General features: G+C 72.6%; 16 protein-coding genes. 10 read left to right on the top strand and 6 right to left on the bottom strand.

What is annotated here, in order from left to right; translation table 11 throughout:
• Positions 1 to 98: 98 nt before the first annotated feature.
• From AB0J42_RS07000 to AB0J42_RS06970, 7 genes are all read left to right on the top strand, one after another.
• Positions 99 to 1,433: a cytochrome P450 gene (locus tag AB0J42_RS07000; protein WP_364289778.1), complete on the top strand. Its 1,335-nt coding sequence runs from the start codon at positions 99 to 101 to the stop codon at positions 1,431 to 1,433.
• Positions 1,430 to 2,305, top strand: a complete 876-nt coding sequence (locus AB0J42_RS06995) for a terpene synthase family protein (RefSeq protein WP_364289776.1) — start codon at positions 1,430 to 1,432, stop codon at positions 2,303 to 2,305. The genes AB0J42_RS07000 and AB0J42_RS06995 overlap by 4 nt, the downstream gene beginning before the upstream one ends.
• Positions 2,302 to 3,966: a prenyltransferase/squalene oxidase repeat-containing protein gene (locus tag AB0J42_RS06990; protein ID WP_364289774.1), complete on the top strand. Its 1,665-nt coding sequence runs from the start codon at positions 2,302 to 2,304 to the stop codon at positions 3,964 to 3,966. Before AB0J42_RS06995 ends, AB0J42_RS06990 begins: the two co-directional genes overlap by 4 nt.
• A 130-nt stretch (positions 3,967 to 4,096) precedes the next feature.
• Positions 4,097 to 6,430: a nitrate- and nitrite sensing domain-containing protein gene (locus AB0J42_RS06985; RefSeq protein WP_364289772.1), complete on the top strand. Its 2,334-nt coding sequence runs from the start codon at positions 4,097 to 4,099 to the stop codon at positions 6,428 to 6,430.
• Positions 6,427 to 6,837, top strand: a complete 411-nt coding sequence (locus AB0J42_RS06980; protein ID WP_364289770.1) for a roadblock/LC7 domain-containing protein — start codon at positions 6,427 to 6,429, stop codon at positions 6,835 to 6,837. The genes AB0J42_RS06985 and AB0J42_RS06980 overlap by 4 nt, the downstream gene beginning before the upstream one ends.
• On the top strand, positions 6,834 to 7,211 hold the full coding sequence (locus AB0J42_RS06975) for a DUF742 domain-containing protein (RefSeq protein WP_364289768.1): 378 nt from the start codon (positions 6,834 to 6,836) through the stop codon (positions 7,209 to 7,211). Before AB0J42_RS06980 ends, AB0J42_RS06975 begins: the two co-directional genes overlap by 4 nt.
• Positions 7,192 to 7,776: an ATP/GTP-binding protein gene (locus AB0J42_RS06970; RefSeq protein ID WP_364289766.1), complete on the top strand. Its 585-nt coding sequence runs from the start codon at positions 7,192 to 7,194 to the stop codon at positions 7,774 to 7,776. Before AB0J42_RS06975 ends, AB0J42_RS06970 begins: the two co-directional genes overlap by 20 nt.
• Before the next feature lie 51 nt (positions 7,777 to 7,827).
• Here the strand turns inward: AB0J42_RS06970 and AB0J42_RS06965 are convergent, their stop codons facing one another.
• The 4 genes from AB0J42_RS06965 to AB0J42_RS06950 form a co-directional block, all read right to left on the bottom strand.
• Positions 7,828 to 9,447, bottom strand: a complete 1,620-nt coding sequence (locus AB0J42_RS06965) for a cation acetate symporter (protein ID WP_364289764.1) — start codon at positions 9,445 to 9,447, stop codon at positions 7,828 to 7,830.
• Positions 9,444 to 9,773 carry a DUF485 domain-containing protein gene (locus AB0J42_RS06960; RefSeq protein ID WP_364289762.1) on the bottom strand — a complete coding sequence of 110 codons (330 nt, stop codon included), beginning with the start codon at positions 9,771 to 9,773 and terminating at the stop codon, positions 9,444 to 9,446. The genes AB0J42_RS06965 and AB0J42_RS06960 overlap by 4 nt, the downstream gene beginning before the upstream one ends.
• Before the next feature lie 156 nt (positions 9,774 to 9,929).
• Positions 9,930 to 10,088 (bottom strand): hypothetical protein, encoded by a 159-nt coding sequence (locus AB0J42_RS06955; protein ID WP_364289760.1) that lies wholly within the window; start codon positions 10,086 to 10,088, stop codon positions 9,930 to 9,932.
• 109 nt (positions 10,089 to 10,197) lie between these two features.
• Entirely contained in the window at positions 10,198 to 11,352 is a 1,155-nt protein-coding gene (locus AB0J42_RS06950; protein ID WP_364289758.1) for a PLP-dependent aspartate aminotransferase family protein, read from the bottom strand.
• Between the two features lie 11 nt (positions 11,353 to 11,363).
• Between AB0J42_RS06950 and AB0J42_RS06945 the strand changes: the two genes are divergently transcribed.
• Complete coding sequence (locus AB0J42_RS06945; protein ID WP_364289756.1) at positions 11,364 to 12,368, top strand: LacI family DNA-binding transcriptional regulator; 1,005 nt, start codon at positions 11,364 to 11,366, stop codon at positions 12,366 to 12,368.
• On the opposite strand, the gene AB0J42_RS06940 is transcribed toward AB0J42_RS06945, so the two are convergent.
• Together AB0J42_RS06940 and AB0J42_RS06935 are read right to left on the bottom strand one after the other, a co-directional pair.
• On the bottom strand, positions 12,365 to 13,327 hold the full coding sequence (locus AB0J42_RS06940; protein WP_364289754.1) for an SseB family protein: 963 nt from the start codon (positions 13,325 to 13,327) through the stop codon (positions 12,365 to 12,367). The two genes, AB0J42_RS06945 and AB0J42_RS06940, sit on opposite strands and share 4 nt — an antisense overlap.
• Complete coding sequence (locus AB0J42_RS06935) at positions 13,320 to 14,813, bottom strand: hypothetical protein (protein WP_364289752.1); 1,494 nt, start codon at positions 14,811 to 14,813, stop codon at positions 13,320 to 13,322. The genes AB0J42_RS06940 and AB0J42_RS06935 overlap by 8 nt, the downstream gene beginning before the upstream one ends.
• 208 nt (positions 14,814 to 15,021) lie before the next feature.
• Between AB0J42_RS06935 and AB0J42_RS06930 the strand changes: the two genes are divergently transcribed.
• Together AB0J42_RS06930 and AB0J42_RS06925 are read left to right on the top strand one after the other, a co-directional pair.
• Positions 15,022 to 16,830, top strand: coding sequence for a hypothetical protein (locus tag AB0J42_RS06930; RefSeq protein WP_364289750.1), 1,809 nt, complete (start codon positions 15,022 to 15,024; stop codon positions 16,828 to 16,830).
• Entirely contained in the window at positions 16,827 to 18,251 is a 1,425-nt protein-coding gene (locus tag AB0J42_RS06925; protein ID WP_364289748.1) for a hypothetical protein, read from the top strand. Before AB0J42_RS06930 ends, AB0J42_RS06925 begins: the two co-directional genes overlap by 4 nt.
• The last annotated feature ends 10 nt before the right edge of the window (positions 18,252 to 18,261 follow it).

Genomic DNA, 18,261 nt, shown 5'->3' with positions numbered 1-18,261 from the left:
CACCTCCAAGATCATGTGATACTCCATACTAGATTCGGCTTTTGTCGGTATATGTCCCACCAGGTACCAGAGGGGACTGTGAGGTTGGAGGCACGGCAGTGGCGAACGACGCCACCGTGATCAGGACAGTCCCCTTCCTCACCCGACTCGCCCGGCACCGGAAGAACCCCGTGCACGCCCTGGAAGAGGTGGGCAGACAGGCCGGCGGCGCGCTGGTCCGGCTGGGTATGGGACCATTTCGACCCTACCTGGCGACCCACCCCGACCACGTACGGCACGTCCTCAGGACGAACCAGCCCAACTACGTACGCGAGGGAATGTTCTGGGATCCCTTGGTCCCGCTCATCGGCGAGGGCATCCTGTCGGACGGCCCCGACTGGGCGGAGAGCCGCCGGATCATCCAGCCGCTGTTCACCGCCCGGCACCTGAACACGCTGGCCGGCCGGCTGTCGGTGATCGTGGACGAGCTGATCGACGAGACCCTGGTGCCGGGCCGGCCGTTCGACGTGGCCGAGGCGGTCACCGCCATCGTCCACCCGGCGACCGTGCGGCTGTTCCTCGGCTCGTCGATCTCCGAGGCGGACATCGACCGGCTCGCCCCCGCCTACGACACGGGGGTCACGGCACGGGCGATCAGGCTCGCGCTGCCGTTCGTGCCCGAGCGGTGCCCGCTCCCCGGCGACCGGGCCTTCAACCGGGCGATCAAGACGATCGACGACGTGGTGTACCCGCGCATCCGGCACGCCAGGGCCCACGCGCACGAGGACGGCGACCTGGTGTCGCAGCTGTGCCGCGCCCCGTACACCGACCCGGGCGACCGGCGGGTCCGCGACGACATGGTGGCCGTGCACGGAGCCGCGACCGAGACCTCGGCCACCGCCCTCACCTGGGTGTGGCCGGTGCTGGACGCGCATCCGGCGATCGCCGCCAAGGTGTTCGAGGAGGTCGAGCGGGTCGTCGGGCGCGGGCCGGTCACGGTCGGCCACCTGCCGGACCTCACGTACCTGCGGATGTTCCTGGACGAATTACTCAGGCTCTACCCGCCGGGCTGGATCCTGCCGCGCAAGACGCTCGCCGCCGACGTCATCGGCGGCGTCGAGATCGAGGCGGGCGCGACGGTGGTGCTCAGCCCGTACCTCACCCACCGGCTCCCCCAGGTGTGGGAGCGGCCGGGCGAGTTCGACCCGGAGCGCTTCGCGCCGCAGGCCGCCGCCGAGCGCCCGCGCTACGCCTACTTCCCGTTCGCCGCCGGACCGCACGCGTGCGTGGGACCGCACCTGTTCATGATGGAGGCGCAGCTGGTGATCGCGGGAATCCTCAGCCGCTACCGGCCCGTGCTGCACGCCCCACGGCCGATCACCCCGCGGCTGACCTCGACGCTGCGCCCGCCGGCGGGCCTGTCCATGACCCTCGTGCCGGTGGGCCGCGCGTGACGTCTCATCCGTTTCCCCCGGCTCCCCCGTACGCCTCCCAGGACGGCTTGGAGCTGGGCAGGTGCAGCGCCCTGGCCGTGGCCTGCGCACGCGACCTGATCGGGCACGCCCGGCGGTACGAGGAGCTGTTCCCCGGCCGGACGTTCGACCAGGGCTTCTTCCTGGCGCTGGGGCTGGTCGGCGCGTTCGGGTCGCCGTGGGCCACGGCGGCGGAGCTGCGCGTGACCGGCCGGGCGTCGCTCTGGGTGTTCGCGGTGGACCGGCTGATCGACCACGTGGCCTCCTCCCGCGCCGAGGCCGCCGCGCTGGCCGCCGACTGCCTCGCCGTGGCGGACGGGGCCACGCCCCGGGAGCCCGTCACCCGGTTCCTCGCCGAACTGCGCGACGAGGTGGCCGCCGGGACCTCGGTGGACGCCTGGCGGGACCAGCTCGGGCGCATGCTGACGGCCATGATCCGCGAGTGGGACTGGCGCTCCGGCGAGCGGCCCTCGCTGGACGGATACCTGGACAACGCCGACAGCACCGGCTCGTCCTTCGTCAACGTGTCCCACTGGCTGGCCACCGGCGACGCCTGGACGCTGGACCACCTGGACCTGGTACGGGCGGCGAGCCAGGCGGCGCAGCGATATCTGCGGCTGCTGAACGACCTGGCCACCGCCGGACGGGAACGCGGCCACGGCGACGTGAACGCGCTCTCCCTCGGCGCCGGCCGCGACGAGGTCACCGCCCGGCTGGGCGAACTCTCGGACGCGGCCGTGCGGCTCATCGAACCACTCCGCGCGGGCAGCCCGCGCACCGCCCTCTACCTCGAACGGCAACTCACCTTCAACACCGGCTTCTACGGCCTGTCCGACTACTGGGGAGCGTTGTGAACGTCACCGGCCAAGCCTCCGACCTGCTGACCGGCCTGATGGCGCAGCCGTGGGGCCAAGTCACCGTCTCGATCTACGAGACCGGGCGCCTGGTCGCGCTGGCCCCGCGGCTCACCGGTCATCGCGAGCGTGTCGCCTACCTGCTGGCCCACCAGCGGCCCGACGGCTCCTGGGGCGCGCCCGACGGTTACGGTCTGGTGCCCACGCTGAGCGCCACCGACGCCCTGCTCGGCCTGGACCCGGCGGACGGGCCGCGCGGCGTGGCCGCGGCGGCGCGCGCGGGGCTGGCCGCGCTGCGCACGCTCCTTTCGCGCCCGGTCACGCTGCCCGACATGCCCGCGGCCGACCTGATCGTGCCCGCCCTCATCGAGCGGGTGAACGCGCACGGCGCCGCCGATCCGCTGCCGCTGCCCGCCGGGATGGACGCGGGCCGCCTCGGCCGGGTCAGACAGGTGGTCGCGTCGGGCGCGCCCCTGCCCCAGAAGCTCCTGCACGCCCTGGAAGTGGCCGGGGCGACCGTAATCGGCACGGTGCGGCCGACCCCCATCGGCACCGTCGGCGCCTCCCCCGCCGCCACCGCCGCCTGGATGACCACCGCGCAGACGACCGCCGTCCCGCCCGTCGGCGCTTGGGACGGCGGCTCTCCCGGCAGCGCTGGGAATGGCGGCTCTCCCGGCGGCGCCCGGGATGGCGGCCCTTCCGGCGGCGCCCGGGACGACGGCTCTCCCGGCAGCGCCCGGGATGGCGGCCCTTCCGGTGCCGTGCGGGTCGCGGAGGCGGAACTGGCGCGGGGTCATCTGGAGGCCGTGGTGGCGCGGTACGGCGGGCCCGTGCCGGTGGGGTTGCCGATCACCGTGTTCGAGCGCGGCTGGGTGCTGAGCTGGCTGGCGCGGGCCGGGGTGCCGGCGCAGGTGCCGCCGGAGATGACCGCCGATCTGCGGGCCGCCATCGGTCCCGCCGGGACGCCCGCGGGGTCCGGGCTGCCCGCCGACGCGGACACCACGTCGGTGGCCCTGTACGCGCTGGCGCTGCTCGGCCTGCCGTGCGAGCCGGACAGCCTGCTGGCGTTCGACACGGGCACGCACTTCTGCACCTGGCAGGGGGAGGACGGCTTCTCCGTCAGCGTGAACGCGCACGCGCTGGACGCCCTCGGCGCGTACGCGGCCGCGCGGCCCGACCGGGCCGAGGCGTACGCGCCGCTCGTGGCGCGGCAGGCGGCGCTGCTGGCCGAGCGCCAGCGTCCGGACGGGTGCTGGGACGACCGCTGGCACGCCTCCCCGTACTACGCGACGCTGAGCTGCGCGCTGGCCCTGGGCGAGTTCGGCGGGCCCGGCCACACCGAGCCGGTCCGGCGGGCGCGCGAGTGGGTGCTGTCCACGCAGCGTCCCGACGGCTCGTGGGGCCGCTGGGCGGGCACCGCGGAGGAGACGGCCTACGCCCTGCAGACGCTGCTCCTGCCGGTGGATCTTGACGGTGGCGGGGACATGGAAGCCGTCAGGCAAGGGTACGCATTTCTGCGACAAGTCGCTGATATGTATGACTACCCGGCCCTGTGGCATGACAAGGACCTTTACGCTCCCATAGCAGTGGTGCGCGCCGCAATTCTGGCCGCCCTCCATCTTGCACAGTCGCGAATGAAGATAGGACAAAGCCGGACATAGCGCACCAATCGGTGTTTTTCTTCCTTGAGCAGGGCTTCCAGCGTTGCTAGCCTGTTGCGGGCTCGAAATGGATCTTCGGCATCAATTCTGACATCGAGCTTGACACAATCCCCTCAACTGGACGGCATATATGCGTGTGCGCAACTCGCGCGTGCGGACGAAGGTGACAGCCCTGCTGGTGTCCCTGGTCGCGCTCTGGGCTTTCGCCGCGTGGGTCACGCTGCGCGAAGGTGTGAACCTGCTCGGCACCACCACGGTCGACAGCGGAGCGGTGGAGCCGAGCGAGCGGCTCCTGGCCGACCTGCAGCGCGAGCGCCGGCTCACCATGGCCGCGCTCGGCTCCGGGGCCGAAATGCCCGAGCGGTCCGTACGCGAGCAGCGGGCCAGGACCGACGCGACCCTGGCGGCCTCCAGGGAGGCCGCCGAGGGAGGTGCGCTGCGGTTCATGGCCGACAAGGCCCTGCTGGACCGCCTGGACGAGGCGTTGACAGCCGCCGAGGGCCTGGCCGCGACCCGCGAGGCGGTCGACGCCGGGCGGCTCGGCCGCACCCGGCTGGCCGCCGCCTACAACGACGCCATCGACTCCCTCTACCTGATGTTCGAGTCGGTGGCCGCGCTGGACGACAAGGAGATCGCCAGGGACGCCCGCACGCTCCTGGCGCTCAGCCGGGCCAGCGAGAACTTCGCCCGCGAGGACGCGCTGATGGCGAGCGTGCTGGCCGGGGGCGAGCTCACGCCCGCCGAGCACCTCGCCTTCGTGCAGGAGAACGCCGTCGCGCGCTTCACGCTGGAGACCACCGCCGCCCAGCTGCCCCCGGAGGAGAAGGCGGCCTACGACGCCTGGGAGCGGAGCCGCACCGTCACGCAGCTGCGCGAGCTGGAGCGGCGCCTGATCGGGCAGCTCGGCAGCGCCGCGCCGCCGCCGGTCTCGGCGGACGAGTGGCGCTCGGCCGCCGAGTCGGCCAGGGCCGGCCTCGAGGAGATCATCGAGGCGGGCGGCGACCGGCTGGTCGACCGGTCGATCCCGGGCGCGGTCGGCGTGGTCGTCCGCCTCGTCCTGGCCGGCGGCCTGGGCCTGGTGGCGGTCATCGCCTCGATCGTGCTGTCGATCACCACGACCCGTCAGCTGCTCGCCCAGCTCAGGAAGCTGCGCGACGCCGCGCACGAGCTGTCGGACCGGCGGCTGCCGGACGTGGTGGAGCGGATCGGCCACGGCGAGGTGGTGGACGTCTCCAAGGAGGTGCCCGACCTCGACTTCGGCGACGACGAGATCGGCCAGGTGGGGCAGGCGTTCAACACCGTGCAGCACACCGCGGTCCGCGTCGCCGCCGAGCAGGCCGAGCTGCGCCGGAGCATCCGCGACATCCTGCTCAGCCTGGCCCGCCGGACGCAGGGCCTGGTGCACCGGCAGCTCACCGTGCTGGACGTGATGGAGCGGCGCGAGACCGACCCGGAGGAGCTGAAGGAGCTGTTCCGGCTGGACCACCTGGCCATCCGGATGCGCCGCAACGCCGAGAACCTCATCGTGCTGTCCGGCTCCACCCCGGCCCGCACCTGGCGGCGCTCGGTGCCGATGCTGGACGTGGTGCGCGGCGCGCTGACCGAGGTGGAGGACTACACCCGGGTGACGATCGCCCCGATGGGCGACGTGGTGCTGGTCGGCCGCGCGGTCGGCGACGTCATCCACCTGCTGGCCGAGCTGATCGAGAACGCGGTCTCGTTCTCCCCGCCGTACACCTCGGTGCAGGTCAGCGGGCAGCTCGTGGCCAACGGGTACGTGATCGAGATCGAGGACCGCGGCCTGGGCATGAAGCCGGAGGACCTGGCCGCCGCCAACGAGCGGATCGCCGACCCGCCGGAGTTCCGCATCACCGGCACCGCCCGGCTGGGCCTGTACGTGGTGAGCCAGCTGGCCAGGCGGCACGACATCCAGGTCAGGCTGAAGGCCTCCCCGTACGGCGGCACGACGGTCGTGGTGCTGCTGCCGCAGGACCTGGTCGAGGTCGACGCCGGGCCGCCGCCGTCCGAGGAGGAGCCGCCGCCGGCCCTGCCGCGCAGGACGGTCGCGGTGGCGGAGCGGCCGGCCACGGCACACAACGTGCGCCGGCTCAAGGTCGCGGCCGAGCCCGCGCGCACGCCCGGCGTACCCGGGCCGCGGCCCGCGCCGAGCGAGCCTCCGCAGGACACGCGGCCGGCCGCGGAGCCCCGGGAGAGCGCCGAGCCGGAGGAGGCCGCGCCCGAGCAGCCGGGTTTCACGCCCGGCGGCCTGCCGATGCGGGTGCCGCAGGCCAACCTGGCCCCCGCCCTGCGGGAGGAGGGGCCGAACACGTCAGACGACACCGAGGAGGACGATGAGCGTTCGCCTGAGGAGATCCGCGCGATGATGGGATCGCTGCAGTCGGGGACACGCCTGGGCAGGTCCGAGGCGGCCAAACTGATGGACGATCAGGGAGGTGACACATGACCCCCGGCGCCGGCACCGACCTCAACTGGCTCCTCGACGACCTGGTGAAACGGATCGGCGACGTCGAGCACGCGATCGTGCTCTCCTCTGACGGGCTGCTGATGGCCTCGTCCGCCGGTCTGGTACGGACCGACGGGGAGCACCTGTCGGCCGTGGCCTCCGGGTTGCAGAGCCTGGCCAGAGGGGTCTCCGACCACGTGGGCGGCGGCCCGGTCAAGCAGACCGTGGTGGAGTGGAAATCGCAGTTCCTCATCGTGACCACGGCGGGCGAGCGCGCCTGCCTGGCCGTGCTCTGCGGCCCCCGGGCCGACATCGGGCTGGTCGCCTACGAGATGGCGATGATGGTGGCCCGCGTCGGCCAGTACCTGACCTCCGGGGCGCGGATCAAGACGGGGACCGAGCGGTGAGCGCCACGGACGGTCCCACCGACGAGCACTGGATAGACCCGGAGATCATCCGCCCGTACGTGGTGACGCGCGGGCGGACGGCGCCCACCAGCGGCAAGTTCGATCTCATCTCGATGGCGCTGGCGATCGGCCCGCCGCCGGGGCCGGAGGCCGGGCTGGACCCCGAGCACCATTCGGTCCTGCGGCTCTGCCGTGAGCCCAAGTCCGTGGCGGAGATCGCCGCCCACCTGAACCTGCCCGCGGGGACCATCCGCGTGCTGCTCGGCGACCTGTTCGACAGGGAACTCGTCTCGGCCCAGGAACCGCAACCCGAGGTTGACATGCATGACATGAAGATGTACAGGGCGGTGCTCGATGGCCTTCGATCGCTCTGAGCGGCCCCGCGTGCCGCGGGCCATCAAGATCCTCATCGCCGGCGGCTTCGGGGCGGGCAAGACCACCATGGTCGGCGCGGTCTCCGAGACCCGGCCGCTGCGCACCGAGGAGATCCTCACCGACCGCAGCGTCGGCATCGACGACCTGACCAGCGTCGAGGGCAAGCGGACCACGACCGTGGCGATGGACTTCGGCCGCATCACGCTCAACGACGAGTACGTGCTCTACCTGTTCGGGACGCCGGGCCAGGAGCGGTTCTGGTTCGTCTGGGACGAGCTGGCCGAGGGGGCGCTGGGCGCGGTCATCCTGGCCGACACCCGGCGGCTGTCCGACTGCTTTCCCTCGGTCGACTACTTCGAGCGGCGCGGCACGCCGTTCGTGGTGGCGGTCAACTGCTTCGACGGCGCTCCCTCGTACGAGGTCGACGAGGTGCGGCTGGCGCTGCAGCTCGCCCCCTCGATCCCGATCCTGCTGTGCGACGCGCGCAAGCGCGACTCCAGCCGCGAGGTGCTGATCACGCTGGTGAAGCACTCGGCGCGGCTGCGCGCGGAACCGGTGGGCTGACGACGAGCGGGGGCGGGCCGAAGCGGCCCGCCCCCGTGGTCTTCCAGGTGATCAGTCCTTGGCGGCCTTCTCCGCGCCGACGCCGGTGAGGGACCGGACCTCGATCTCGGCGAACTTGGCGGCGTTGTACTCCTTGCTCAGGACCGTGCCGAGGTAGCCGCAGAGGAAACCGACGGGGATCGAGATGATGCCCGGGTTGCTCAGCGGGAACCACGCGAAGTCCACGTCGGGGAGCAGGGCCCGCTCCGTGCCGGAGACGACCGGCGAGAAGATGACCAGCAGCAGGGCGGACACCAGACCGCCGTATATGGCGCTGACCGCGCCCGCCGTGTTGAACCTCTTCCAGAACAGGCTGTAGAGGATCGCCGGCAGGTTGCCCGAGGCCGCCACCGCGAAGGCCAGGGCCACCAGGAAGGCGACGTTCTGGTCCTGCGCGAGGATGCTCAGGCCGATCGCCACGGCGCCGATGACCAGGGCGGAGATCCGCGCCACCACGACCTCCTGCCGCTCGCTCGCCTGGCCGCGCCGGAAGACGTGCGCGTACAGGTCGTGGGCGAAGCTGGAGGAGGAGGCGAGCGTGAGCCCGGCCACCACCGCGAGGATCGTGGCGAAGGCGACGGCGCCGATGAAGGCCAGCAGGATCGTGCCGCCCACCGTGCCGAAGATCTCCTCACCGACCCGGAGCGCGAGCAGCGGCGCGGCCGTGTTGCCTCCCGGATCCTGGGCGGTGATCTCCTCCCTGCCGACGATGGCGGCGGCGCCGAAGCCGAGCACGAGCGTCAGCAGGTAGAAGATGCCGATGATGCCGATGCCCCAGAGCACGGACTTGCGCGCGTCCTTGGCGGTCGGGACCGTGTAGAAGCGGATGAGGATGTGCGGCAGGCCGGCGGTGCCGAGCACGAGCGCGAGGCCGAGGCTGATCAGGTCGATCTTGCCGGCGATGCCCTGCGCCTCGGTGCCGTACCGCATGCCGGGAATCAGGAACTGGTCGGGGTTGCCCGCGGGTCCGCTGGTCGCGGCGGCCTGGCCGAGCAGGCCCGACAGGTTGAAGCCGAAGTCGATGAGCACCAGCAGGGTCACCAGGGCCGCGCCGCTCATGAGGAGGACGGCCTTGACGATCTGGACCCAGGTCGTGCCCTTCATGCCGCCGAAGACCACGTAGATGATCATGAGGGCGCCGACGGCGACGATCGTCCACACCTTGCCCGCTTCGGAGGTGACGCCGAGCAGCAGGCCGACCAGCGCGCCGGCGCCGACCATCTGGGCCAGCAGGTAGAAGATGCTCACCACGATCGTCGAGGCGCCGGCGGCGGTGCGGACCGGGCGCGGGCTCATCCGGAAGGCGAGCACGTCGGCCATGGTGAACTTGCCGGAGTTCCGCATCAGCTCGGCCACCAGCAGCAGCGCGACCAGCCACGCCACCAGGAAGCCGATCGAGTACAGGAACCCGTCGTAGCCGTTGAGGGCGATGATGCCCGCGATGCCCAGGAACGAGGCGGCCGACATGTAGTCGCCGCCGATGGCCAGGCCGTTCTGCGCCCCGCTGAAGGACCGGCCGCCCGCGTAGTAGTCGGCGGCGGTCTTGGTCTGGCGGCTGGCCCAGACCGTGATGCCGAGGGTGGCCGCGACGAACGCCAGGAAGAGGATCGTCGACAGCGTGGTTGAGCTCACTGGGCCTTCTCCTCCACCTGGTTGCGCAGCTTGTCGGCGATCGGGTCCAGCTTCTTCTCCGCGTGGCGCGAGTACGCGTAGGCGATCCAGAAGGTGGACACGAACTGGAGCAGTCCCAGGATCAGCCCCACGTTGATGTCACCGAGCAGTTTGATCCCCATGAAGCCGCGCGCCCAGCCGGACAACACCACGTACAGCAGGTACCAAACCAGGAACGCCACCGTCATCGGGAACGTCCACCGCCGGAACCGCCGCTTCAGCTCTTGGAATTCACTACTCTCCTGTACCTGTTCATAGACAGACGCGTCGTGTTCTCTGGTCGTCACGAGACCTCCACAGTGATGAGGATCACGCTCACGTTAAGAGCGCGGGCTACCCTCCGAGGAGGTCCCGTGCGACGCCTATCGCCGAGCCGCCGACGAGCGGCGGTCAACTGGGAAGCGGCTGCGGTGAATGGTCAATCTCGCACGACGAACGGTAACTCAGCCCTTGACTGGGCCGGCCGTCGATCCTTCGACGATGAACCGGCGCACCGCCGCGAACAGCACCGACGTGGGGATCAGCGAGCCCGCCCGGCCGTAGTCGCCGCCCATGACCTGCTGGATGATGTCGGTGCTCCCCGCCGGGCCGCCCCCGGTCATCGCGTAGATCAGGTCTTCTGGTCGGCGCCGTCGAACGGGGGCGAGACCAGCTCGACGGTGACATAAGACAGTGTCCGAAGAGACAACGCTGTCAAGCGTCAGGGGTGTTTCAGCCGATCCGCTCCAGCGCTCCTCCGAGATCCTTGATCAGCGCCTCGGCCGGTTCGAGGCCGACCGCCAGCCGCACCAGCCCCACCGGGATGCCCATCGTGGCCCGCACGCTCTCCTCGGTGGTCAGCGCCGGCGCGTTGACCAGGCTCTCGAAGCCGCCCCACGAGACGCCGACGCGGAAGTGGCGCAGCGCGTCCAGGAAGGCCGCGACCTCGTCCCGGGCGCCGGTGGCCAGCTCGATGCTGAACAGGCTGGAGAAGCCGGACATCTGGCGCCGCGCCAGCGCGTGGCCGGGATGCGACGGCAGCCCGGGGTGGTTGACCCTGCGCACCGCCGGGTGGTCCTCCAGGAAGGCCGCCACCGCCAGCCCGCGCTCCTGGTGGGCGGCCATCCGCACCGGCAGGGTGCGCAGGCCCCGGATGACCTTGGCCGCGTCGTGCGGCGACATGGCGGCCCCGTAGAGCTGGTACTCGGTCCTGGCGAGCGGCCTGACCAGCCGGGACGGGCCCGCGACCACCCCGCCGACCAGGTCGCTGTGGCCGCCGGCGTACTTCGACAGCGAGTGCACGACCAGGTCCACGCCCAGGGTGAGCGGCTTCTGGAAGATCGGGGTGGACCAGGTGTTGTCCATCACGGTGACCAGGCCGTGCCCGGCCGCCCAGCGGGTGACGGCGGCGATGTCGAAGATCTCGTAGCGCATGTACGAGGGAGACTCGAAGTAGAGTAGGCGGGTGCTCTTCCTGATAGCGCTGTCACACGCGTCGAGATCGGCCGCATGCGTATGCGCCACACCGAACTTCTCCAGGTAGCGCAGGAACTGGGTGGTCGGCCCGTACACCGCGCCCAGCACCAGCACGTGGTCGCCCGCCGACACCAGCGAGGAGATCGTCGCCGAGATCGCGCCCATGCCGGAGCCGAAGCACTTGGCCCGCTCGGCCCGCTCCAGCGCGGCCAGCTTGCGCTGCGCGAGGTCGACGGTGGGGTTGGTGCCGCGCCAGTAGACGTACCGCTCGTCCTCGTCCTTGATCGCCTCGCCCAGCTCGCCCGCGGTCGCGAAGGTGAACAGGGAGTTCTCGAAGATCGGGGGGTTGACCGCACCCAGCATCCAGGGCTCGTCCTCGCCGAGGCGGCCGCAGATCCACTCATCGTCCATGGGGGCACACTATGACAGGGCCAGGAAACGGCCGGAACCCGACCATGGTGGACGTCGCACGCCACGCCGGCGTCAGCCTGAAGACCGTCTCGCGGGTGGTCAACCACGAGCCGCACGTGAGCGCCGCGCTGCGGCAGCGGGTGCAGGCGTCGATCAGCGCGCTCGGCTTCCGCCGCAACGAGGCGGCCAGCCGGCTGGCCCGCGGCGCCACCATGCTGACCCTCGGGCTGATCATGGAGAACATCTCCAACGAGTTCTACTCGCGGCTGGCCAAGGCGGTCGAGGCGGCGGCGGCCTACCACGAGGCGCTGGTGGTGTTCGGCTCCTACGAGGAGCGGCCCGAGCGCGAGCGGATGCTGGTGGAGTCCATGTACGCGCGGGGCGTGGACGAGCTCATCATCGTCCCCTCCCCCGCCGACCACTCCTGGCTGGCCGAGCACCCGGGGCTGCGCACGGTGTTCGTGGACCGGGTGCCGGCCGGGCTGGAGCGGGCCGACGTGGTGGCGCTCGACGACGCCCGGGGCGGGCGGATGGCCACCGAGCACCTGCTCGCCCGCGGCCACCGCCGCATCGCGCTCATCTCCGACGACGACGGGCTCAGCTCGGTGCACGACCGCGCGCGGGGCTACCGTGCGGCGCTGGCGGCGGCGGGCGTGCCGGTGGACGAGTCGCTGGTGGTGCGGGGCGTCTTCGACCCGTGGCGGGTCTCCGGCGAGGTGACCCGGCTGCTGGACCTGCCCGCGCCGCCGACGGCCTTCTTCGCCACCAACAACCGGGCCGCGATCGGCATCCTCCAGGCGCTCCGCGAGCGCCCGGAGCGTCCCGCGTACGTGGGCTTCGACGACTTCGCGCTGGCCGAGGTGTTCAGCCCGGGCGTCACCGTGGTCCGCTACGACGTCGCCCGGCTGGCGCGCAGCGCGGTGGACCTGCTGCTGGACCGCTCGGACGCGGGCCGCCGGGTCAAGGTGCCGGTGGAGCTGGTCGCCCGCGGCTCCGGCGAGGTCCCGCCGCCCTAGCGCGGGCCGTCGCGGTCGAAGGCGGTGGCGTAGCCGGTGCCGGGGTCGACGAGCACGCCGTAGCCCTCGGGGACGAGGTCGAGCAGGTCGCGGCCGGTGGCCGAGAAGTAGCGCGGCGGCTCGGTCTCGCCCTTGCCCGCCGCGTATCCGGCCAGCGCCTCGGGCATGGTGAACGCCGGCACCAGCCGCCCGACGGCGACGACGCCGGGGCTCCCGGTGGCCTGGCAGTAGAGCCGGGTGCGCAGGAACACCCGGAACGGCACGGTGCCGGGGCCGTCCAGCGAGACCTCGCGGCGCAGCATGTAGGCGAGCCAGCCGGTGCGCGCGCCGCCGGTGGAGGCCGGGTTCGCGCCGCCGGTGAGGTCCTGCACCTCGCCGGGGGTGAGGCCGGTGGTGAACAGGAAGGCCGCGAGCACGTCCTCCGGGGCGCGGCCGGGCTCGGGCCGCGTCAGGACGTCGACCCGGCCGCCCCGCTCGACCAGGGCGACCTCGTCGCCGGAGCTCAGCCGCAGCAGCAGCCGGGCAGGCGCGTCGTCGCCGGTCTCGGGGCGCTGGAAGTGCCGGCGGATGCGCTCGGTGACCTCCATGTGGCCCATCCGCACCCGCCCGATCACGGCGGAGTCCTCCCAGAGCGGGCCGAGCCGGGTGACGAAGGGCAGGTCGGGCCAGGGCCGCAGCTCGTCCATGTGGCGTCGTACCCGCTCCGCGAAGTCGCGCAGCTCCTCCTCGGCGCGGGGCGTCTCCGGCGGCGGGGGCAGGATCTCCGACAGCGGGGCGGCGGACTCCAGCGCCGCGCCGAGCGCGGCGTGCTCCTCCTCGGGCGAGAAGCCGTGCACGGGCTCCAGGATCAGGGCGAGCGCGCGGGAGCGGGCGAGGGCGTCGGTGAGCCGCTGCTCGTACTGGACGCTGTAGAGCAGCGCCCAGAGCACCCGCTGCCACGATTCCGGCGCGCTAGTCATCCCGGTAATCCTCTCTCCGCACGTCCCGGAAGTCGATGCCCGCCCGGCGCAGCACGTCGATGACCCGGTCCAGGTCCCCGGCGTCCGGCCGGTAGTGGCCGCTGTGGCGGGAGATGAGCTCCAGCACCCCGTCCCTGACCCGCAGGTCGCCGGCGCCCGCGACCTGCCTCCCGCGCAGGAAGCTGGAGTGGTGGAAGACGCCGACCTCGTGGTGGGTGCTGGCGTACAGGTTGCCGTACCGGTCCATCACGAAGATCGCCCGTTCGTCGTCCGGGGCCCAGTGCGAGGTGCCGCCGTCCGTGGAGTACGGGCGGCCGCGCACGTCGTACAGCCTGCCCTCATGGACGACGAGGCGGGTGGCCTCCAGCGAGCCGGGGTCCAGGTACTGGACGCCCCAGATGGTCTCGCCCTCGAACCTGCGGTCCATCCGGATCGTGTTCAGCGGCGGGCCGTCGGCGGCCGTCCTGGGCGGCGGGATCGGGGAGCCGCCGGGCAGCCGGGGGCCGGTGGCCGCCGCGTCGGCGATCCGTCCGGTACGGGTCGCGACGCCGCCGCCGACGAGCAGGTCGGGCAGGAGGCGGCCGAACCAGCGGGCCGGGTCCTCCGTCAGCGTCTCCCAGCCGGCGACCTCCTTGGCGAACTCCACCGGGTGCTCGGCGGCGAACTCCCCCGCCGCGTAGGCCCCGTGCAGCCGGTCCGTCATGCCGGAGGGGTCGGTGAGCAGCCCGCCGATCGAGTGTTCCCAGCCGAAGCGGGCCGCGCCGGCGACGGCCTCGGCCACGCCCTGGACGAGGGGTACGGCCACGTGCTCGGCGTAGTCGCGGGCCAGTTCCCCGGCGGCGGGCAGCCCGGCGAACGAGGCGACGCCGGCGACGTGCCCGGCCCAGGTGGCGCCGATGCCGGCCGCGGCGTCGGCGACCGCCTCGGCGACGGTGTCGAAGGGCGAGGACGGGGGCGGCTCCGGCCGCGGCGGGGGCGGGGTCTTGAGCAACTCGGCGCGGCGGCGGCGCAGGTCGGGGCGCTGGTCGGCGAGCCAGCCGCCGGCGCGGGCGACGTTGTGGCCGGGCGCGGCGTCCAGCCCGAGCCGGGCCAGGGTGGTGCTCAGGGCCTCGCCGGCCCGCTGCCAGGAGCCGGCGACCTCGGCCAGCTCGGCGTCGATGACCTGCATGAGGTCGGGGTCGCCGCCGACGAAGCCGCCGGGCGGCTCGCGCAGCGGCACGGGCGGGCGGCGCGGTCGCGGGGCGGGCACGCGGGCCGGCTCGCCGTGGGCGGTGACGAGGTGTTCGACCTGGCGGAAGGCCCGGTTGAAGGCCTGGCCGACCTCGGCGCACCGGTCCACCAGGCCGGCGTGCAGCCGGGCGGCCCGGGGGCCGAGCAGCGCGCCGTCGCCGAAGAGCCGGAACGCCCGGTCGAGCGCGTCGCCCTGCTCCTCGGCCAGGCGCGCGACGGTGCGCAGCGCCCGTGCGGCCTCGTCCGGGGTGGGCATCGGCGAACCCCCGCCTGTCGGTGGACATGCCGAGCGTAGAAAGACCACCCGATCGTTATCTGGTGATATTCCGGTTTTCTATGGGATCGCAGGCTTTTCGGGTCAGCCGCAACGCTCCATGATTCACCTTTCACGGGCTAAGCTCGCAAGTGGTCAAGATCACACGAAGGCGACCCCCCGTATGAATGACCAGGGAAACGCACGTCAGATGAACATGTGGCAGTACCTCAGGGAATACGGAATTCCCGCGGCGATCGGCGCCGTCGCCGCCACCATCACGCAACTGGTGATCACGGGGCTTTACGACGCGCTCCCGCCGCAGTTGAGTTGGGCGATCATCGGGGGCGGCGCCATTCTGGCCATCCTTTTATCCCATATAGCGGCAATCCGAGCATTTATCAGCAACCATCAGAAACTGCTCCTGGGCATTCTGGTGACGCTGGCCGGATTCTCCACGAGCCTCGCGGTCGCGCCCGCGCTGCGCGGGCGGCCGCCGTGCCCGGCCCCTACCGAGCTGCGCCTGGTCACCGCCCCGGAGAACGTGCCCGAGCTCAGGGCACGCGCCGCGCAGTACGCCGCGGCCAATCGCATCGACGGCTGCCCCTCCCTGCGGATGACGGTGGCCGCCGCCCCGCCCCCCGTCCACCTCCAGGACGCCTTCGCCAACAGCTGGGAGCGGCTGGAGGACCGGCGCGGCCAGCCGTACGCCCGCCTGTACGACCTGCAGCCCGACGCCTGGGTGGCCACCTCGTCGGCGGCCCCCGCCGAGCTGCGGGAGGGCGGGCTCAGGACGCTCGGCCGCGGCGGCGAGGACCCGCTCGTCGGGCAGGACCAGCTCGTGCTGGCGATGACCGAGCGCCGGCGCGAGGAACTGGACCGGCTCATGAAGAACCCGGACGTCTACCCGCTGAGCGAGGTGTGGGACACCCTGCGCACCAGGATGGGCATGACGATCGCCCGGCCGTTCCCCGAGACCTCGATGAGCGCGCTGCTGGGCACCGGCGACCTCTACCGGGGGCTCGGGCTCTCCCCCGCCGGGTACGGCAGGCTGGAGCAGGAGCTGGTCACCGACGGGCTGGGCGCCGACACGGTGAGCTCGCTGCTGTGCGCGTTCCACCGGCTCTCCGGGGACGACGCGGCCGGCGCGGCGCGGACCGTCCTGCTCGTGCCGGGCCACAGCGTGGCCGACTTCAACGCCGGCCGCGTCGACGGCTGCCCGGGCACCGGCCGGGGCGAACGGCTCATCGCGGTGCGCCACCACGAGTTCAGCACGCTCGACTACCGCTACGTCACCGTCACCTGGCCCGGCCAGCCGTCGCAGGAGAGACGGGCGCTGGTCGAGGGCTTCGGCGCCTGGCTGCGGCAGCACCCCCTGTTCCCGAACGTGCCGGTGGCGGGCCGCGCGCAGCCCGACGTGAAGGAGCTCAGCGCGCTGAAGAAGCTGCTGCTCGACGACCTGCGCCCGCAGCTCGACCTGCGGCTGATGGTCGACCTGTCGGGCTCGGCCGACCGGCCGGTGCGCGTCCGCGCCGCCGAGGCGCTGCGCGGCCAGAGCAGGATTCTCGGGCCGCGCGACCGGGTGGAGGTGTTCGGGCTGAGCAGCCCGCGCGAGGGCGGGCCCGCGGAGCTCGCCCCGCTCGCGTCGCAGAGCACCCGCAACCAGCTCGGCGTCGCCGCCGCCAAGATCGAGGACGCCCTCTTCGACCGGTGGGACGCGCCCGCCTCCTGGGGCGTCCGCCTGCTCGGCGCCGGGGACGAGGTGGTGCCCGCCCCCGCGCTGCTGCTCACCGACGGCCGCCTGTTCGACAACGAGGACGGCGACCCCGCGGCGGCGATCGAGGCCGCGCTGCGGGAGACGCCCTCCGTCTCCGGCCTGTACGTGATCGTCTTCGGGCAGAACCGCTGCGCCGTGCCGAAACTCGAAGAAGCCGCCACACCGTACGCGTGCGTCCCGGCGGACGGCGACGCGGCGGGGACAGTCACCCGGGCCGTCATCACGATGCGGGGCTGGCGATGAGGGCAAGACTGCGGCAGGCGCTCCAGAACCGGCAGGTGTCCTGGCGGGCGGCGCTGATCCTGTACGCGGTGGCCTTCGCCGCGGCCGCCGCGCTGGCCGCCGGATGGCAGGTGGTGCGCGGCCCGGACGGCGCCCCGCGGCAGCAGGCGGAGTCCCTGGCGCCCGTCACGCCGGTCCCGGTGCCCACGGCGCCCGCGGCCGACTGCGGCGGCGAGGACGACCTCGTGGTGGCCACCGGCGACGACATCAGCACCGGCAGCGTGCGGCGCGAGGTGTTCGACCGCTGGAACCAGGGGAAGAAACTGCCGGGCGACCCACCGGCCAAGCTCCTGGAGCTGTCGGGCAGCACCGACGTGCGGCGCGCCCAGATGGCGGCGCTGGCGCAGGCCGGCAGCTGCCAGTACGACGTGCTGGTGCTCGACGTGGCCTGGGTCGCCGAGTACGCCCGGCACGGCTACATCCGGCCCATCCCGCTGAGCGAACCGGACAGGTTCCTGCCGGGGCCGCTGCGGGCGGCGGAGATCGACGGCGAACAGTACGGCGTGCCGTTCGCCTCGGACGCGCCGCTGGAGTTCCGGCGCACGGACGTCCCGGCGGGCGGCTACCTGCTGCAGCTGAGCGACCGGGAGGCGGGCACGATCAACTTCCTGGAGATGATCGAGTACGGCGGCGGGCAGCTGCTCGACGGCGACGACCGGACAAGCCTGCGGCTCGGCGACGACACCTGGCGGTCGCTGGCCTCGCCCCGCCGCCGCACGTTCACGACCGGCGAGGACGTCCGCGTGCTCCAAGAGTCGTTCGACCTGGACGAGGACTCCAGCGTGGCGGCGTTCAAGGACGGGCGGATCGGCAACCACCGGGTGTCCTACATGCGCAACTGGCCGATCGTCTTCCACCAGCTGGCCGCCGACCCGCGCATGCGCGATTCGGAGGGTGAGCTCCTGTTCGAGGTGCGGGCGCCGGAGACGTCCGGCGGCGTGCTCGGCGGCTCGGTGCTGTCGCTCTCCGCGCACCTCCCGCCCGACAAGGTGGAGCCCGCCATGCGGTTGATCGAGTTCCTGGTCAGCAAGGACGAGCAGCACCGGCTGTTCGCCTGCGGCGGCTACGGGCCCGTGCTGACCGAGGTCTACGACGACTACCGGCAGGGCCGGGGCACGGTCTGCGGGGCCGGGCGGAGCTCGGAGCTCGTCGCGGTGACCCTGGCCGAGCTCGAGGACCTGGCCGAGCAGGTGGAGAAGTCGGTGGGGCTCGCCCTGCCGCGGCCGAAGTCGCCCTACTACGCGCAGTTCAGCGCGGCCTTCCGCCGGTGCGCGCGCGGGGTGTGGGAGGAGAAGGTGAAGGAGGAGACCTTCCTGTCGGCGGCGGACCTGCTGAGGTCGGCGCTGGACGGCCGCGTCCCCGACGGGCAGCCGCCCTGCTAGGTCCCCGACG

The sequence above is a fragment of the Nonomuraea sp. NPDC049649 genome (assembly GCF_040675175.1).
Lineage (GTDB): Bacteria > Actinomycetota > Actinomycetes > Streptosporangiales > Streptosporangiaceae > Nonomuraea.
Note: the sequence above shows the minus strand (reverse complement) of the source record. Positions and strands in the feature narration are given on the sequence as shown.

What these genes read in the sequence shown, in the direction of transcription:
- AB0J42_RS06925 (WP_364289748.1), top strand. Translation starts at nt 16,827, where the DNA reads ATGAGGGCAAGACTGCGGCAGGCGCTCCAGAACCGGCAGGTGTCCTGG.
- AB0J42_RS06950 (WP_364289758.1), bottom strand. Translation starts at nt 11,352, where the DNA reads ATGGACGATGAGTGGATCTGCGGCCGCCTCGGCGAGGACGAGCCCTGG.
- AB0J42_RS06940 (WP_364289754.1), bottom strand. Translation starts at nt 13,327, where the DNA reads ATGACTAGCGCGCCGGAATCGTGGCAGCGGGTGCTCTGGGCGCTGCTC.
- AB0J42_RS06970 (WP_364289766.1), top strand. Translation starts at nt 7,192, where the DNA reads ATGGCCTTCGATCGCTCTGAGCGGCCCCGCGTGCCGCGGGCCATCAAG.
- AB0J42_RS06985 (WP_364289772.1), top strand. Translation starts at nt 4,097, where the DNA reads ATGCGTGTGCGCAACTCGCGCGTGCGGACGAAGGTGACAGCCCTGCTG.
- AB0J42_RS06955 (WP_364289760.1), bottom strand. Translation starts at nt 10,088, where the DNA reads ATGACCGGGGGCGGCCCGGCGGGGAGCACCGACATCATCCAGCAGGTC.
- AB0J42_RS06980 (WP_364289770.1), top strand. Translation starts at nt 6,427, where the DNA reads ATGACCCCCGGCGCCGGCACCGACCTCAACTGGCTCCTCGACGACCTG.
- AB0J42_RS06930 (WP_364289750.1), top strand. Translation starts at nt 15,022, where the DNA reads ATGAACATGTGGCAGTACCTCAGGGAATACGGAATTCCCGCGGCGATC.
- AB0J42_RS06935 (WP_364289752.1), bottom strand. Translation starts at nt 14,813, where the DNA reads ATGCCCACCCCGGACGAGGCCGCACGGGCGCTGCGCACCGTCGCGCGC.
- AB0J42_RS06945 (WP_364289756.1), top strand. Translation starts at nt 11,364, where the DNA reads ATGACAGGGCCAGGAAACGGCCGGAACCCGACCATGGTGGACGTCGCA.